Origin of the sequence: Peptoniphilus lacydonensis, assembly GCF_900106515.1 — a bacterium.
Lineage (GTDB): Bacteria > Bacillota > Clostridia > Tissierellales > Peptoniphilaceae > Peptoniphilus_A > Peptoniphilus_A lacydonensis.
The window spans coordinates 469,493-486,204 of sequence record NZ_FNWF01000003.1 but is presented as its reverse complement, the minus strand read 5'-3'; the positions used below and the strand labels follow the sequence as shown (position 1 = coordinate 486,204).

Below are 16,712 nucleotides of genomic sequence, written 5' to 3'. Positions count from 1 at the left end.
AGGGAAAAATGAAGATAGCAATAGGCTCTGATCATGCAGGTTTTTATTTAAAAGAAGATATTAAAAAATATTTAGATGAAAAAAATATTGAAGTAATTGACATGGGTCCTTTTGATGATAAGCGAGTGGATTACCCAGACTATGGTCACGCAGTAGGTCACGAAGTAATTGACAATAATCTTGATTTTGGAATAGTTATATGCGGTTCAGGAATTGGAATCTCAATCTCTTCTAATAAAGTTAAGGGGATAAGAGCTGCACTTTGTTCTGAACCTTATTCTGCAAAGCTTGCAAGACGTCACAATGATGCAAATGTGCTTGCAATGGGAGCAAGATTAATTGGTCATGATATGGCAATTGAAATAGTAGAAGCCTTTTTGAATGAGAAATTTGAAGGTGGAAGACATATAAGTAGAGTAAAAAAAATCGAGGAGGAATAATATGGCACATACTATAATAAATCATCCCCTTATTGATCACAAAATGACAATAATAAGGAAGAAAGAAACTAGCTCTATGGAATTTAGACAAGTTGTAAATGAAATTTCAACTCTTATGGGTTATGAAGTCACAAGAGATCTTGAAACAGAAGACATTGAAATAGAAACTCCAATTGCAAAAGCGACAGGAAAAATGATTTCGGGTAAAAAAATTGGGATAGTTCCAATATTAAGAGCAGGGCTTGGAATGGTAGAAGGTCTTCTTACAATAGTGCCAGCCGCAAGAGTTGGGCACATTGGAATGTATAGAGATCCAGAAACTTTAAAACCAGTAACTTATTATTCAAAACTTCCAAAAGATATTTCTTCAAGACTTATGATTATAGTTGACCCAATGCTTGCAACAGGTGGATCACTTATAGAAGCAATTGATGAACTCAAGAGAAATGGAGCTACAAATATTAAAGCTATAAATCTATTAGCAGCACCTGAAGGATTAAAAGCAGTTGAAGAAGCTCATCCAGATGTTCATATTTATATTGCAGCATTAGATGAAAAGTTAAATGAAGATGGATACATTGTTCCTGGACTTGGAGATGCAGGAGATAGATTATTTGGAACGAAGTAAGAGGTTAATATGTATAAATTTTTAATTCCTTTTTTTGCAGCATTTGCCTTGACATTTGTTCAAATGCCCTTAACCATAAAACTTGCAAAAAAATGGAGTTTTATAGATGTGCCAAAGGATACAAGAAGAGTTCACAAAAAGCCAATTCCAGTTGGCGGTGGAATTGCCATGGTAATAACTGTGACAATTTTGATGATTGTATTTTTACCTTTGACAAAGGCACTTGTTATGACAATTTTAAGTTCTCTTTTAATTGCATTCTCAGGTCTTTATGACGATAAGCATGATCTAAGTCCAAAACTAAAATTTGTATTTCAAATAATTGCAGCAATATTACTTATAATTGGTGGAATAAAGATAGAATTTTTTACAAATCCCTTTGACTCACATGATGCACTTTTTATATTAAATATTTTGTCAATTCCTGTCACCATATTTTGGGTTTGTGGAATTACCAATACTATTAATTTAATAGATGGTCTTGATGGGCTTGCATCGGGAGTATCTATGATTTGTGCGATTTCTATGTTTTTTATAACTTATGAAATGGGAAGAGTAAATGTTAGTTTAGTTTGTGCACTTGTTGCAGGAGCTTGTCTTGGATTTTTGCCTTTTAATTTTAATCCTGCAAAAATTTTTATGGGAGATACTGGAGCATTATATCTTGGCTTTATGCTTTCATATATAAGTATTTCAGGTTTTTTAAAACAAGCTGCCATACTTACAATATTTGTCCCAGTTTTAATTTTAGGAGTCCCAGTTTTTGACACAGCATTTGCAATGCTAAGACGTAAATTATCTGGAAAGTCTATGGTTGAAGCGGACAAGGGCCATCTTCATCACAGACTTTTAAATATGGGTCTAAATCAAAGACAAACTGTTGTCATTTTATATTCTATATCTGCAATTTTTGGAATACTTGCAAATGTAATTTCAAAATTCCAGTCATCAATTGGTCTTATTATTTCAATAGCTGTTATTGTAATAATATTATTAACTGGAGTAGCAGCGGGAATGTTAAAAAACAAGGAGGAGTAGATTGAAGGTATTATTTGTATTTGGTACAAGACCTGAAGGAATAAAGATGGCACCAATTATAAAGGAAATTGAAAAGAGAAACAATATTGAAAGTTATACCTGCGTCACAGGTCAGCATAGAGAAATGTTAGATCAAGTTCTTGAAATTTTTGACATAAAGCCAGATTATGATTTAAATATTTTTAAAAAGGGTCAATCACTTACAGATGTGACTACAAAAACATTACAGGGTCTTGAAAAAATATTAGATGAATTGAAGCCAGATATTTTACTTGTGCAAGGAGATACCACTACAGTTTTTGCAGCAGCACTTGCAGCTTTTTATAAAAAAATTAAAATTGGGCATGTGGAAGCTGGGCTTAGGTCTGGGAATTTATATTCACCTTATCCAGAAGAGGCAAATAGAAAACTTACAGGTGTAATTGCAAATTATCACTTTGCGCCAACTAATTCAAACAAAGAAAATTTACTTCGAGAAGGCTATGATGAAAAGAATATTTTTATCACAGGGAATACTGTAATCGATGCACTGAAGTATTCTGTTAAAGAAGATTTTGTATTTGACGATGAAATTTTGAATAATTTAGATTATAATAAAGATGTAGTACTTTTAACTGCACATAGGAGGGAAAATTGGGGAGAACCAATGGAAAATATTTTTTCTTCAATAAGGCGTGTTGTTTTAGAAAGAGAAAATCTTGAAGTTGTATTTCCAATTCATTTAAATCCAATTGTGAGAAATACTGCTAAGAAATATTTTTCTGATTTGGACAGAGTTCATATGATAGAACCTCTTTCATATATGCCTTTTTCAAATTTAATGTCTAGAGTAAAATTTGTAGTTACAGATTCTGGAGGAGTTCAAGAAGAAGCTCCAGCGCTAGGAAAGCCTGTTTTGGTTCTTAGAAATGAAACAGAAAGGATGGAAGGTGTAAAAGCGAAAACAGCTAAGCTTGTAGGAACTGATTCAAAAAATGTATATGAAAATATAATAAAATTACTTGATGATAAAAAATTATATGATCAAATGGCAAAAGCTGTAAATCCATATGGCGATGGTCATGCTGCGACAAAAATTGTTGATATTTTAGAAGGTATGAATTAAATTAAAATATTTATTTATCTCACTAAATTATGGGTATATTTTTAATAAGAGGTTTTAGGAGGTATATCTATGGGAAAAACTATTAAGGAAATTAAAATTGGCGATACTGCCGAATTTACAAAGACTATTTCTGAAACAGATGTATATCTTTATGCCGGAATAACAGGCGATTTAAATCCTGCTCATGTTAATGAAGTTGAAGCTGGAAAGGGAAATTTTAAAACTAGAATTGCACATGGAATGCTAACAGCAGGACTTGTTTCTGCAGTTCTTGGAATGAAACTTCCTGGTCCTGGAACTATTTATATGGGTCAAGAGATGAAGTTTACTAAGCCTGTCTATTTTGGGGACACAATCACAGCTAAGGTTGAAGCAGTTGAGATAATTAAAGATAAAATTTTAAAACTCAAGACAACTTGTACAAATCAAAAGGGAGAAATTGTTTTAGACGGAGTGGCAACTGTAATGCCACCACGCGATTAATAAGGAGGAAAAAAATGGAAGATAGAATTGTTATAGCATCAGCGGCAAGAACAGCAGTGGGAAGTTTTGGAGGTCAATTTAAAAATACTTCAGCAGTAGATCTTGGAGTAGTTGCAGTAAAAGAAGCTTTAAAAAGAGCAAATGTAAAACCTGACATGGTTGATGAAGCTTACATTGGCAATGTTCTTCAAGCAGCGCAAGGACAAAATGTTGCAAGACAAGTTGTTCTTGGTGCAGGAATTGACATCAAAACTCCAGCAGTTACTATTAATGTCGTATGTGGATCTGGACTTCGTGCAGTAAGTTTAGCAGCTCAAGTTATTAAAGCTGGAGATGCAGAAATTGTTCTTGCTGGTGGTACTGAATCAATGTCAATGGCACCTTATGCTCTTACTAACGAAAGATGGGGAGCAAGAATGGGTGACAAAAAAGTTGTTGATACAATGATTAATGATGGACTTTGGGATGCCTTTAACGATTACCACATGGGTATTACAGCTGAAAATGTAGCTGAAAAATATGGAATTACTAGAGAAATGCAAGATGAACTTGCAGCAAGATCACAAAATAATGCCGAAAGAGCAAAAAAAGAAGGAAGATTTAAGGACGAAATTGTTCCAGTAGAAGTAAAAGATAGAAAAGGAAATGTAACTGTATACGACACAGACGAATTTATTAGAGATGGTGTTACACCAGAAAGCCTTGCAAAACTAAGACCTGCATTTAAAAAAGATGGCGGTACAGTTACAGCAGGAAATGCATCAGGTATAAATGACGGTGCAGCAATGCTTGTACTAATGAAAGAATCTAAAGCTAAGGAACTTGGTGTAGAACCTCTTGCATATATTATTTCTTATGCAACAGCAGGTGTCGATCCTAAAATAATGGGAACTGGGCCTATTCCATCATCAACTAAGGCTCTTGAAATTGCTGGACTTACAGTTGATGAACTTGATTTAATAGAAGCAAACGAAGCTTTTGCAGCTCAAGCATGTGCAGTTAATCAAGTTATGGGATTTGATATAGATAAAGTAAATGTAAATGGTGGAGCTATTGCAATTGGCCACCCTATTGGAGCAAGTGGTGCTAGAATTTTAACTACACTATTATTTGAAATGAAGAAGAGAGATGCTAAAAAAGGACTTGCAACACTTTGTATAGGTGGAGGAATGGGAACTGCCCTTGTTGTTGGAAGGGACTAATTCAATATGGAATATAAATTTTTAATTGAAGAAAAAAAATCCGATGGTATTGTTCTATTAACTTTAAACAGAGAAAGAAGTTTAAATGCACTTAATTCTGAGATGTTAAATGAACTTCACAAATTTTTTTCTCACATAGATGATGATGTCAGATGTATAATCGTGACAGGTGCAGGAAAATCCTTCGTAGCTGGTGCAGATATTAGTGAAATGGCAAACTTTTCTGCAAGTGAAGCTTATGATTTTGCAAAACTTGGAATGGATACATTTATGGAAATAGAAAAATGTAGAGTTCCTGTAATTGCGGCTGTAAATGGATTTGCACTAGGTGGAGGATGTGAAATCTCCATAGCTTGTGATATTAGAATTGCATCAACAAAGGCAAAATTTGGACAACCAGAAGTTGGACTTGGAATTACACCAGGATTTGGTGGAACTCAAAGACTTTCAAGAACTATTGGACCTGGATATGCTAAAGAATTAATTTATACAACAGAAACTATTGATGCCCAAAAAGCTTTGGAAATTGGTCTTGTAAATAGAGTCTATGAGCCTGATGAGCTAATTGACAAATCCATTGAAATGGCAAAAAAAATTGTGAAAAATGCACCGAAAGCTGTTGAGTATGCTAAACAATCAATTATTAATGGATCTCAAACAGATATAGATACAGCAATGCAAATCGAAAAAACTCACTTTGGGTTATGCTTTGCAACAAACGACCAAAAAGAAGGTATGAAGGCATTTTTAAATAAGGGAAAAACTGAGTTTAAAGGAGAATAAGGTGAAAAAAATGAAAATAGCAGTAGTGGGATCAGGTACTATGGGAGCAGGAATTGCTCAAGTACTTGCACCATATCATAGAGTAATAGTTAGAGATATTGCACCAGAAGCTCTTGAAAAAGCTATGGAAAGAATAAAAAAAGGTTATGAAAAAAATGTTTCTAAAGAAAGAATGACAAAAGAAGAAATGGAAACAGCCCTTTCTAATTTGACAACATCTTCTGATATTAAGGATGTTGCAGATTGTGACCTTATAATAGAGGCAGCAACAGAAAATCCAAAGATAAAAAAAGCAATTTTCACAGAACTTTGCGAAACTTGTGAAGAAAAAACAATTCTTGCATCTAACACATCATCCCTTTCAATTACAGATATTGGAGCAGCAACAAAAAGACCTGAAAAAGTTATCGGAATGCACTTCTTCAATCCAGTTCCAGCAATGAAACTTGTAGAAGTTATTTCAGGAAAGAAAACTGATCCAGAAGTTAAGAATACAATTGTGGAACTTTCAAAGGAAATTGGAAAAACTCCAGTAGAAGTAGAAGAAGCTCCAGGATTTGTTGTAAATAGAATTTTAATTCCAATGATCAATGAAGCAATTGGAATTTATGCAGAGGGAATTGCATCTGTTGAAGATATTGACACAGCAATGAAACTTGGTGCAAACCATCCAATGGGTCCTCTAGCTCTTGGAGATTTAATTGGACTTGATGTTGTGCTTGCGATTATGGAAGTTCTTTATACTGAATTTGGAGATCCAAAATATAGAGCTCATCCACTTCTTAAGAAAATGGTTAGAGCTGGACTTCTTGGAAGAAAAACTGGTGAAGGATTCTATAAATATTAAAATTTTTTTGAAAGCATCTACTATGGTAGGTGCTTTTTTAAGTTAATATTTATTTTTATTAAATACAATTGAATTGAAATAATAAGGTGTTATAATTATAAAATGTAAAATAAATTTTTAAGAGAATATATTGTTATAATAAATTTTAAGAAAATAATTTTTTAGATGATTTTTTAAAATTAAATAGTTTATAATAATTATTATAAATTTTATGCTATAACTTTTGATTAAAAGGGTAAAGATAAAATTGTAGTAATTGTTTTGAGATTTAATTTATTTATATAATTTTCTTTATGAAATATAAGAAATTTATAAAATATACAAAATTGTTATAAAATATCTTTAAAAATTTTTAAAAGTGTAGTAGAATAAGCATATAGGTAAAAATGAACAAAGTTCAGAAGATATAAGTAGAAATATATTTGTAAATTTTCTAATTTAAGTAATTGTAAAATTGAATTTTTATAAGAACTATTTTCATCTTATTAAAGGGTTTGAATTTGTTTATTAAGAAATAATTTTAATCTTTAAATTTAAGAATTTATAATTTTTTTGCATATATACAGTTTGCAGTATACTTTAAATTAATTTTTAAGTTATGAATTTTATGAAGTTTTAAAGAGTTTTGATAAAGTTAATTTTGTGTTAGTTTTATAATTAATACATTTTAATTCAAGGGGGTTTAATGATGAATACTTTACTTAAAGATAAAGAAAGAAATGATGTTTTGTTTTCGATGGCTGTCAACCTGGCGTACAAACGTATTAAGAAAGATCCACAAAAGGGAATGCTTGAAATAGTTAATGTTTTTGACAAATATTTGGTTTCAAATTCAAAGGATTATAACAGTGCCAGAAAGGGTTTGGAAAGAATAAGAGATGAGCTTGCTGATCCTAATTCTAAATGGGTTTCCTTTGGGACTGATATTGTAGAAGGAATTGACGAAAATATCGTAAAAACTTCAATTAAAAATATTGGATATAATGCAGCTTATAAGGGAAATACACTTAGAAATAAATTACAAAAAGAATATAATTGTAATATTCCTTGGACAATTTTATTTGATCCTACATCTGCTTGTAACTTAAAATGTACAGGATGTTGGGCAGCTGAATATGGATATAAAAACAATTTGACTTATGATGAGATGGCAAGTATCGTAAGACAAGGAAATGAACTTGGAGCATATTTCTTTATTTTAACTGGTGGAGAACCTCTTGTTAGAAAAGACGATATATTAAGACTTGCAAATGAATTTAACGACAGTGCATTTCACGTTTTTACCAATGGAACTCTAATTGATGCAGAATTTTGTGAAGAAGTTAGAAAGGCTGGAAATATTTCTTTTGCACTAAGTATTGAAGGTACAGAAGAATCTACTGACCTTAGAAGAGGTGATGGAGTTTTCCAAAAAGTTATGAATGCAATGTCTCTTATGAAAGAACATAAACTTCTATATGGTGCTTCAATTTGTTATACAAGTAAGAATTATGAATATGTAACTGATGATGAGTTTATTAAACTTCTTGTAGATCATGGATGTAAAATTGCATGGTACTTCCACTACATGCCAGTTGGAAAAGATGCGGATGTAAGTTTACTTTTAAATCCTGAACAAAGAGAACATGTATATCACAAAGTAAGAAAAATTAGATCAGGAGAATACCCACAAAATATTTACACAATTGACTTCCAAAATGATGGCGAGTTTATAAATGGTTGTATAGCTGGTGGAAAGAATTATTTCCATATAAATTCAATGGGTGACATGGAACCATGTGTATTTATTCACTATTCCGATTCCAATATTAGAGAAAAAACTATAAAGGAATGTTTACAAAGTCCACTTTTCATGGGATTTCACGAAAACCAACCTTTTAATAAAAATTTATTAAAACCATGCCCAATGCTTGAAAATCCTGGCAGACTTACTAAGATAGTAAATGATTCAGGAGCAAAGAACACTGACATGATTGCACCAGAAAGTGCTGAAGAATTGCAAGAAAAGACTACTCCATATGCAAAAGATTGGAATAAAAAGGCAAATGAATTGTGGAAGAAGAGCCAAGAAGCAAAAAATAAAAATAACTAAAAAATAACTAAAATTTTAGGAGGATGCATTAAATTTGATGCGTCCTCCTTTTATATTTGGGATTTTAAACTTTTACTTTAATTTAAATTAAATTTATAAATTCTAAGTGTCAACTGATTTTATAATTTTTAAGATTATAAAATTTTTAGAATTTCTTCAATGGAATCTATTTTATAGTTGGCGTCTTTGCCTTCCCTAATAGGTCCAAAACCGTAAGTTGCAAAGATGCTTTTTATATTGTTTTCTTTGGCGGCATTTATGTCGTGATATCTGTCGCCGACAAATATAATTTCTTCTTTTATATTTGGTCTAACTTTTTTTAAGATTTCTTTTTTGGGAATGTAGTCAAAACTCTCTGCTACAAAGCATTTTTTAAAATATTTTTTTATATTGTAAACATCTAGTGCTACATCAAGATACCTTTTACGACAATTTGATAAAATATACAGGTCATAATTATTATAAAGAGTTTCCAAAACTTTCGTTGTACCTTTATATAATTCGCCTAGACCTTCTTGCATATTTTTTTCCATATTTTTGCCAACTTGTTGCATTACTTCTTTTTTTAAATTTTCATCAGCATCCTTTGCTATTAAATCGTAGGCATAATTTGGTTTTTCTCCCAAAAATTTGGATACATTTTCTTCGTTTAATTCAAAGTTATTTGCAAAACCTTTAGCTTGCAATGTTTTTACGCCAGATGAAAAAGCTGGATAATAAATTTTTATTGTGTTGTGAAGAGTGCCGTCAAAGTCAAAGATTATGCTTTTTATATTATCCACGAATTTCTCCTAACAAATTTGCCATTTCAATTGCAGTTGTGGCTGCGTCAAATCCCTTGTTGCCAGATTTTGAGCCTGCTCTTTCAATTGCTTGTTCAATGTTTTCTGTAGTTATAACTCCAAATATAATAGGAACTCCAGTTTCGAGAGAAGATGCTGCAATTCCCTTTGCAACTTCAGCAGAAACAAGTTCGTAATGAGTTGTTGCCCCTCTTATGACTGCACCAAGAGCAATTACAGCGTCATATTTTTCTGTAAGAGCAAGGGATTTTGCAGTAAGTGGAATTTCAAAACTTCCAGGGACCCAGATAACCTCAATTTCATCGTCATTTACTCCATGTCTTTTTAGTCCATCTATACAACCATCTAATAGTTTTGAAACTATAAATTCGTTAAATCTTGCCAATACTATTGCATATTTTTTTCCTTCTGATTTTAAATTTGCACTGTAAATTTTCATATTTCCTCCAATTTTTATTTTTTAAATTACTATCATTAACCTTAAAATTTTTATACTAAAATTATTTTTTATTTACTAAATTCAGATAAAATGTGATTCATCTTCTCTGCCTTTGTTCTCAAATAAAATTCATCGTGCTTAGTTGAGTGAATTTCAATTGGGACTCTTTCTTTTATAATCATTCCAAATTCTTGAAGGGAATAGACTTTGTCAGGATTATTAGTTAGAAGTCTAAGTTCCTTTACGCCGAGGTCTTGCAAGATTTGTGCACCAGTTGCGTAATCTCTTGCATCTTCTGGGAAACCAAGGGCTAGGTTTGCTTCCACTGTGTCCATTCCTTCATCTTGAAGTGCGTAAGCTCTAATTTTATTAACAAGACCAATGCCACGACCTTCTTGACGCATATAAAGTAGGATTCCTCGACCTTCTTCATCAATTTGTTTCATTGCAAGGTGGAGTTGATTGCCACAGTCGCATCTTGAAGAGCCAAAACAGTCGCCAGTCAAACATTCAGAGTGAACCCTTGTAAGCACATTCATTCCATCGCCAATTTCGCCTTTGACAAGGGCAATGTGATGTTCTCCAGTGACTTTGTCAATGTAAGCGTGAGCTCTAAAACCCCCAAATTTTGTGGGGAGATTTGCCTCTGCAACTTTTTTTACAATTTTTTCATGTCTTTTTCTGTAAAGCAAAAGTTCTTCAGTAGTAGTTATTTTCATATCAAGTTTTTTGGCAAGAGCAAATAAGTCTTCACCACGCATCATGTGACCATCATCTTGCATAATTTCACAGCAAAGTCCAACTTCTTTAAGTCCTGCAATTTTTAAGAGATCAACAGTTGCTTCAGTGTGACCGTGTCTAACAAAAATTCCATCTTTTTTTGCAACAAGGGGGAACATATGGCCAGGTCTTCTAAAATCTTCTGGTTTGGCATCATCTTCAGTTAATTTTTTTGCAGTCAGTGCCCTTTCCCAGGCAGATATTCCTGTTGTTGTTTCCACATGATCCACAGAAACAGTAAAGGCAGTTTCGTGATTATCTGTATTTTCTGCCACCATTTGATTTAATTTTAATTTTTCTGCGTATTCTTTTGACATAGGCATACATATTAAACCCTTTGCAAGAGATGCCATAGTATTTAAACTTTTTCCAGTTGCAAATTCTGCAGCTTGAATCATGTCGCCTTCATTTTCTCTATCAGGTTCATCAGTTACAATTACTATTTCGCCTTTTTTTAGGGATTCTACAACTTCTTCTATTGTGTTAACTTTCATATTCTCTCCTTATTAAAATCCATTTTCTATTAAAAATTCTCTTGTAATTTTGCTCTTATTTTTTTTATTTACAAAACTATAAATATATCTGCCAATAATATCAGTTTCAATATTTATCTTGTCACCTATTTTTTTATACTTTAAATTTGTTTCAGAAATTGTTGTTGGAATTATTGAAACTTCAAAATAATTTTCATAAACTTTTGAAACTGTGAGGCTTATTCCATCAAGGGCAATAGATCCCTTTTGGACAATGTATTTAAAATTGTCACTTTCAAACTTTATTTTATAGACAATTTCATTTCCACTATTTAGAATATTTATAATTTCTCCAATTCCATCAATGTGACCTTGCACAATGTGACCATCAAGCCTTTTATTTGGACTAAGTGCTCTTTCTAGGTTTAAATTATCAAGTGGTTTTAAATTTTTAAAATTTGTAGAATTTATAGTTTCTACCATGACTTCTGCTTTGTAGAAATCATCTCCAAGTTCTGTTACAGTTAAACAAACTCCATTTGTGGCAATAGAGTCGCCTTTTTTTATATTTTCTAAAACTTTTTTGCAAGAAACTTTTAATGTGTAAAGATCTCTATCTTTTTTTATTTCAGAAAGTTTTCCAACTTCTTCAATTATTCCTGTAAAAATTTCAATCACACCTTCCAGTAACTAATATGTCATCAAATAATTTTTCACATTTCATATCTTTAATTTTTATTGAGTTTTTTAATTTGTCAATTTCTAAATCGCCAATAACAGGGATACCTTGAGAGCCAAGTAAGATTGGAGCTATAAAGAAATAAAATTTATCTACTAAATTATTTTTTAACATCTCTGCATTGAGAGTTCTGCCACCTTCAAGTAAAATCGAAGAAATATTATATTCTTTTAATTTATCCATTAAATCTATTAAGTCGACTCTACCATTTTTTTCCTTGCAAATTAAAACTTCTACATTTTTCTTTGCACTTAATACTTTTAATTTTTCTTTATCGCAATTTTCTGTAGTTGCAATTATAGAAATTGAATCTAAATCATCTCGAAAAAGATTTGACTCGATAGGTATTCTAAGTTTTGAATCTGTGACAATTCTTATAGGATTATTTTTATATTTGCCATGGCGAACATTTAAAGTTGGATTGTCTGATAGAACTGTTCCAATGCCAACCATTATTGCATCTAACTTTCCACGAAGTTCATGTGAGTATGACCTTGAAAATTCTGATGTTATCCACTTAGATTCTCCGCTTTCTGTTGCAATTTTTCCATCAATAGACATTCCAGCTTTTAAAACTACAAAGGGTCTTTTATTTTTCACATAAGTAAAAAATCTCTCATTTAAAATTAAACATTCTTCGCTGCAAACATTTTCTGTAATTTCTATGCCAGCATCTTCTAGAATTTTTATTCCATTTCCAGAAACTTTTTCAAAAGGATCAGCAGTTCCAATTACAACTCTTTTTATGCCTTCTTCGACAATTCTATTTGCACAGGGTGGTGTTTTTCCAAAGTGAGAGCAAGGTTCAAGATTTACATAAAGAGTTGCACCGCTTACGTCTTCTCCTCTATTTTTAGCATCTTCAATTGCATTTATCTCTGCATGATTTTCACCAAACTTTAAATGAGCCCCTTCTCCTATTATTTTTTCATCTTTTACAATTACACAGCCAACTAATGGATTTGTCTTTGTCTTTCCAATTCCTTTTTTTGCAAGCTCAATGGCACGTTCCATGTAAAAGCTGTCGTTAAAATTTTCAATATACATTTAATCACCTATAAAAAAAGAGCCCATGCAGGGCTCCAAAAATTTAAAAATTATCTTCTTTCATCCAGACTATACTGTCGGTATTGGAATTGCACCAATTCAGCTTTCGCTCGCGGACTTTACCGCCGGTGGGGAATTGCACCCCGCCCTGAAGAGTTTTATTAACTTATAAATTTATAATATCACTAAGAAAACATTTGTCAAGTATTTGTCAATCAAAATTTTTATGGAAGTTTTTAATAATTTTAAGAAAATCTTCCAAGACCAAGTCTATATTCTTAGAACCATCGACAATGTAATCGGCATAATCATCTAAATCTTCCATAACAGAAATTCTTTTTTCAATTTCTTTTTTGCTGTCCCTTCTTTTTTTCATTCTGGCAATTAAAATTTCTTTGGAACATTTTAAATAAATAGAAATTGCATTTGGAAAATATTTTTTTATTTCAATTACACCTTCTTTATCTACAATAATTATGCAGTTTTTATTTTTATTGTTGTTTTCTTCTAAATCTTTTTTTAATGTAGAGTAAAAATTTCCAGCATAACAAGTAGTTCCTATAAATAAATTTTTATTTTCAAATTTTTGAAAATTTTCTAAACTAATAAAATTATAATCAACGCCATCTATTTCATTTGGCCTGGGTTCTCTTGTGGTATAAGTTACAATTTTTTTAAGACCATGACTTGTTAAAATATCCCTAATTGTGCTTTTTCCAGAACCAGAGTGACCAAGTATTAAATAAATCATAATTGCTCCTTAAAAATCATTATTACAAGTATAACATAAAAATTGAGATACTTTACAAATTTTAAATTTTGAAGTAAGATTAATTAGATAAAAAATTAGGTGGAGGTCATGATGAAGCATTTAATAGAGCCATTAGATTTTACAATAGAAGAATACGAAGAAATTTTTAGTCTGGTTGATGACATTATTGCAAACCCTGTAAGTTATTCTCATGTTTGCGAAAATAAGTTGTTGGCCAGTCTTTTTTTTGAGCCATCAACGAGGACAAGACTTTCTTTTGAAACTGCAATGCTAAGACTAGGAGGAAGAGTAATTGGATTTTCTGATGCGGGAGTTAGTTCATCTACAAAGGGAGAAACTTTAGTCGATACAATTCGTGTAATAGAAAATTATGCAGATATTTGTGCAATGCGTCATCCAAAGGAAGGAGCAGCACTTTTGGCGTCAAAAGTTGTAACAACTATGCCCATAATAAATGCAGGAGATGGAGGACACCAACATCCAACTCAGACACTTGCCGATTTAATAACAATAAGACATTATAAAAAAAGTTTTGACAATTTAACAATGGGACTCTGCGGAGATTTGAAGTTTGGAAGGACAATTCACTCTCTTGTAAGAGCTTTAAATCGATATGAAAATGTAAAGTTTGTATTTATTTCTCCTGATGAATTAAAAATGCCAGAACAGTTTAAGAGTTTTATAGATGAAAATAATTATTCTGAAACTAGAGATCTCATGAGCGTAATAGATAGTCTAGATATACTTTATATGTCAAGAGTTCAACAGGAGAGGTTTGTTTCATCAGATGAGTACGAAAGACTTAAAGATTATTATATTTTGACAGAAGAAAAATTAAAATTTGCAAAAGACGATATGATAATCTTGCATCCACTTCCAAGAGTAAATGAAATTTCTAAAGAAGTAGATAAAGACCCACGAGCAGTTTATTTTGAACAGACAAAATTTGGAATGTATGGGCGGATGGCACTTATAATGAAACTTTTGGGGGTATCAAAATGATAAATGTTTCAAAAATAAAAAAAGGAATTGTACTAGATCACATTGAAAGTGGTCGTGCAAATGTGCTTTACAGAGCATTAAAATTAGAAGAAGTTACAGATGCAGTTGTACTTATGCAAAATATTTTCTCTACTTCTATGGGGAAAAAAGATTTAATAAAAATAGAAACAGATTATAATTTAGATTTTACAGTTTTAGGACTTATCGCACCTCACACCACAGTCAACTTTATAGAAAATGGCGAGCGAGTTAAAAAAATTAGGATGGAAATGCCAGAAGTTGTGGAAGGAGTTCTCACTTGCAAAAATCCTAGATGTATTACAAATAGCGAGAGAGAAATTGCAGGACACAAATTTCATCTCTATAATAGGGATAAGAAAGAATATAAATGTGAGTATTGTGACACAGTTACAACTTATGGAGAGTGAAAATGGCAAAGATTATTGAAAATATAGATGTTTGCAAAGATTATTTTATTTTGCGAACAGATTTAGACGTAAAAGTTTATCCAGGACAATTTTTTATGCTAAGAGCTTGGGAAAATTATCCAACACTTTCAAGACCAATTTCAGTTTACGACAAAACTGATGGTGTAGATTTTTTAATTGAAAGAAAAGGAGAAGGCACAGAAATTCTTGAAAAATTAGAAAAAGGTGACGATATAAAATTATTTGGACCATTAGGAAATTCCTTTTACGCAAATGTAGATGAAGTTGCACTAGTTGGCGGTGGAGTTGGGGTTGCACCTTTTCACTACTTAATAAAAGAAATTAAAAGATTAAAACCAGATTCAAAAATAACACTATATATTGGAGAAAGAGAAGAACTTGAACTGGAAAATTCATTTTTAGATGTAAATTGCGATATAAAAATAAAAAAAGGAGGATTTATAACAGATATAATAGATTTTGAAAATCATCCATTAATTTATGTTTGTGGGCCAGAAATAATGATGAAAAAAGTTGTGAAACTGGGGAAAGTTTACGATTGTAAAACCTATGTATCTCTTGAAAAGAGAATGGGTTGCGGAGTTGGTGCTTGCCTTTCATGTAGCGTTGATACAAAAAATGGAAGAAGAAGATCATGCAAAGAAGGACCAATTTTTAAGGGGAGTGATTTAATTGACTTCTAGAACAGAAATAAATTTATCGGGAATAAAATTAAAAAATCCAATAATAATGGCAAGCGGCACCTATGGATATGGCGAAGAATTTAAGAATTTTTACGATCCCAAGATTCTTGGAGGAATTGCTTCAAAGGGGATAACTAGATTTCCCAGAAAGGGGAATGAAGGCATAAGAGTTTGGGAAACACCTTCAGGGATTTTAAACTCAATTGGACTTGAAAATCCAGGAGTGGAAGAATTTGTAAAAGAAAAAATAAATTCTATGAATAATCTTGGCACAGAAATTTTTGTAAATCTTGGTGGCAATACAATTGAAGAATACGTAGAGTCTGCAAAGATTTTAAATGACTATGAATTTTCTGCAATTGAACTTAATATATCTTGTCCTAATGTAAAAGAAGGTGGCATGGCATTCGGAATGGAAAAAGATTCTGCCGCAAAAGTTGTAAGAGAAGTTATGAAAGTAACAAATAAAAAAGTTTTTGTAAAACTTTCTCCAAATGCAGGCGATATTGTGGGAATAGCAAAGGCAGTAGAAACAGAAGGAGCAGATGGACTTTCACTAATAAATACAATTCTTGGAATGGCAATTGACTTTGAAAGAGAAGAAATAGTATTCAAAAATACTTATGCAGGACTTTCGGGAGCAGCAGTAAAACCAATAGCACTTAGGATACTTCACCAAGTTGCAAAAAATGTAGAAATTCCAATTATAGGTATGGGTGGCATAACGAATTATAAAGACGTATTAGAATTTTTAATGGCAGGAGCAAGTGCAGTAGAAGTTGGAACTTATAATTTTATGAATCCAAATGCAGGATATGAAATAATTAGAGATCTTGAAAACTATTTAGAAGAAAAGAATAAAAATATAAATGATTACATTAAAAAATTAATTTAATTAAAGTAAAAT

General features: G+C 31.7%; 19 protein-coding genes and 1 riboswitch. Of the genes, 13 read left to right on the top strand and 6 right to left on the bottom strand.

What is annotated here, in order from left to right:
• The first annotated feature begins 8 nt into the window (after positions 1 to 8).
• From rpiB to BQ5450_RS04030, 9 genes are all read left to right on the top strand, one after another.
• Positions 9 to 440 (top strand): ribose 5-phosphate isomerase B, encoded by a 432-nt coding sequence (gene rpiB, locus BQ5450_RS04070; RefSeq protein ID WP_010248150.1) that lies wholly within the window; start codon positions 9 to 11, stop codon positions 438 to 440.
• A 1-nt stretch (position 441) separates the two neighbouring features.
• Complete coding sequence (gene upp, locus BQ5450_RS04065; protein WP_010248147.1) at positions 442 to 1,068, top strand: uracil phosphoribosyltransferase; 627 nt, start codon at positions 442 to 444, stop codon at positions 1,066 to 1,068.
• A gap of 9 nt (positions 1,069 to 1,077) precedes the next feature.
• Complete coding sequence (locus BQ5450_RS04060; protein WP_071126053.1) at positions 1,078 to 2,106, top strand: glycosyltransferase family 4 protein; 1,029 nt, start codon at positions 1,078 to 1,080, stop codon at positions 2,104 to 2,106.
• Between the two features lies 1 nt (position 2,107).
• Positions 2,108 to 3,211 carry a non-hydrolyzing UDP-N-acetylglucosamine 2-epimerase gene (gene wecB, locus BQ5450_RS04055; protein ID WP_010248141.1) on the top strand — a complete coding sequence of 368 codons (1,104 nt, stop codon included), beginning with the start codon at positions 2,108 to 2,110 and terminating at the stop codon, positions 3,209 to 3,211.
• Between the two features lie 69 nt (positions 3,212 to 3,280).
• The gene (locus BQ5450_RS04050; RefSeq protein WP_010248138.1) at positions 3,281 to 3,694 is read left to right on the top strand and encodes a MaoC family dehydratase; all 414 of its coding nucleotides are present in this window, start codon (positions 3,281 to 3,283) and stop codon (positions 3,692 to 3,694) included.
• Between the two features lie 14 nt (positions 3,695 to 3,708).
• Entirely contained in the window at positions 3,709 to 4,896 is a 1,188-nt protein-coding gene (locus BQ5450_RS04045; RefSeq protein WP_071126052.1) for an acetyl-CoA C-acetyltransferase, read from the top strand.
• Positions 4,897 to 4,902: 6 nt separating this feature from the next.
• Positions 4,903 to 5,679, top strand: coding sequence for an enoyl-CoA hydratase-related protein (locus tag BQ5450_RS04040; protein ID WP_010248133.1), 777 nt, complete (start codon positions 4,903 to 4,905; stop codon positions 5,677 to 5,679).
• Between the two features lie 10 nt (positions 5,680 to 5,689).
• Positions 5,690 to 6,526: a 3-hydroxybutyryl-CoA dehydrogenase gene (locus tag BQ5450_RS04035; protein WP_071126584.1), complete on the top strand. Its 837-nt coding sequence runs from the start codon at positions 5,690 to 5,692 to the stop codon at positions 6,524 to 6,526.
• 685 nt (positions 6,527 to 7,211) lie between these two features.
• Positions 7,212 to 8,618, top strand: coding sequence for a radical SAM/SPASM domain-containing protein (locus BQ5450_RS04030; RefSeq protein ID WP_234346992.1), 1,407 nt, complete (start codon positions 7,212 to 7,214; stop codon positions 8,616 to 8,618).
• A 134-nt stretch (positions 8,619 to 8,752) separates the two neighbouring features.
• Here BQ5450_RS04030 and BQ5450_RS04025 read toward each other — a convergent pair whose 3' ends face one another.
• From BQ5450_RS04025 to BQ5450_RS04000, 6 genes are all read right to left on the bottom strand, one after another.
• The gene (locus BQ5450_RS04025) at positions 8,753 to 9,400 is read right to left on the bottom strand and encodes an HAD family hydrolase (RefSeq protein ID WP_071126050.1); all 648 of its coding nucleotides are present in this window, start codon (positions 9,398 to 9,400) and stop codon (positions 8,753 to 8,755) included.
• Positions 9,393 to 9,860: a 6,7-dimethyl-8-ribityllumazine synthase gene (ribH, locus tag BQ5450_RS04020; RefSeq protein ID WP_071126049.1), complete on the bottom strand. Its 468-nt coding sequence runs from the start codon at positions 9,858 to 9,860 to the stop codon at positions 9,393 to 9,395. Before ribH ends, BQ5450_RS04025 begins: the two co-directional genes overlap by 8 nt.
• A 68-nt stretch (positions 9,861 to 9,928) precedes the next feature.
• Positions 9,929 to 11,134 (bottom strand): bifunctional 3,4-dihydroxy-2-butanone-4-phosphate synthase/GTP cyclohydrolase II, encoded by a 1,206-nt coding sequence (locus BQ5450_RS04015; RefSeq protein ID WP_071126048.1) that lies wholly within the window; start codon positions 11,132 to 11,134, stop codon positions 9,929 to 9,931.
• Positions 11,135 to 11,146: 12 nt separating this feature from the next.
• The gene (gene ribE, locus BQ5450_RS04010; RefSeq protein ID WP_199820669.1) at positions 11,147 to 11,791 is read right to left on the bottom strand and encodes a riboflavin synthase; all 645 of its coding nucleotides are present in this window, start codon (positions 11,789 to 11,791) and stop codon (positions 11,147 to 11,149) included.
• Positions 11,784 to 12,899 (bottom strand): bifunctional diaminohydroxyphosphoribosylaminopyrimidine deaminase/5-amino-6-(5-phosphoribosylamino)uracil reductase RibD, encoded by a 1,116-nt coding sequence (ribD, locus tag BQ5450_RS04005; RefSeq protein ID WP_071126047.1) that lies wholly within the window; start codon positions 12,897 to 12,899, stop codon positions 11,784 to 11,786. Before ribD ends, ribE begins: the two co-directional genes overlap by 8 nt.
• 48 nt (positions 12,900 to 12,947) lie before the next feature.
• A riboswitch (FMN riboswitch) is annotated at positions 12,948 to 13,059 on the bottom strand.
• A 51-nt stretch (positions 13,060 to 13,110) separates the two neighbouring features.
• Positions 13,111 to 13,650, bottom strand: coding sequence for a guanylate kinase (locus BQ5450_RS04000; RefSeq protein WP_071126046.1), 540 nt, complete (start codon positions 13,648 to 13,650; stop codon positions 13,111 to 13,113).
• Positions 13,651 to 13,761: 111 nt separating this feature from the next.
• Here BQ5450_RS04000 and pyrB point away from each other — a divergent pair, with 111 nt between their 5' ends.
• The 4 genes from pyrB to BQ5450_RS03980 are packed head-to-tail and all read left to right on the top strand — an operon-like array spanning position 13,762 to position 16,700.
• Positions 13,762 to 14,673: an aspartate carbamoyltransferase gene (gene pyrB, locus BQ5450_RS03995; RefSeq protein ID WP_071126045.1), complete on the top strand. Its 912-nt coding sequence runs from the start codon at positions 13,762 to 13,764 to the stop codon at positions 14,671 to 14,673.
• Positions 14,670 to 15,101: an aspartate carbamoyltransferase regulatory subunit gene (locus tag BQ5450_RS03990; RefSeq protein ID WP_010248372.1), complete on the top strand. Its 432-nt coding sequence runs from the start codon at positions 14,670 to 14,672 to the stop codon at positions 15,099 to 15,101. Before pyrB ends, BQ5450_RS03990 begins: the two co-directional genes overlap by 4 nt.
• Before the next feature lie 2 nt (positions 15,102 to 15,103).
• On the top strand, positions 15,104 to 15,805 hold the full coding sequence (locus BQ5450_RS03985) for a dihydroorotate dehydrogenase electron transfer subunit (RefSeq protein WP_071126044.1): 702 nt from the start codon (positions 15,104 to 15,106) through the stop codon (positions 15,803 to 15,805).
• Positions 15,795 to 16,700, top strand: coding sequence for a dihydroorotate dehydrogenase (locus tag BQ5450_RS03980; RefSeq protein ID WP_083379714.1), 906 nt, complete (start codon positions 15,795 to 15,797; stop codon positions 16,698 to 16,700). The genes BQ5450_RS03985 and BQ5450_RS03980 overlap by 11 nt, the downstream gene beginning before the upstream one ends.
• Positions 16,701 to 16,712 lie beyond the last annotated feature (12 nt).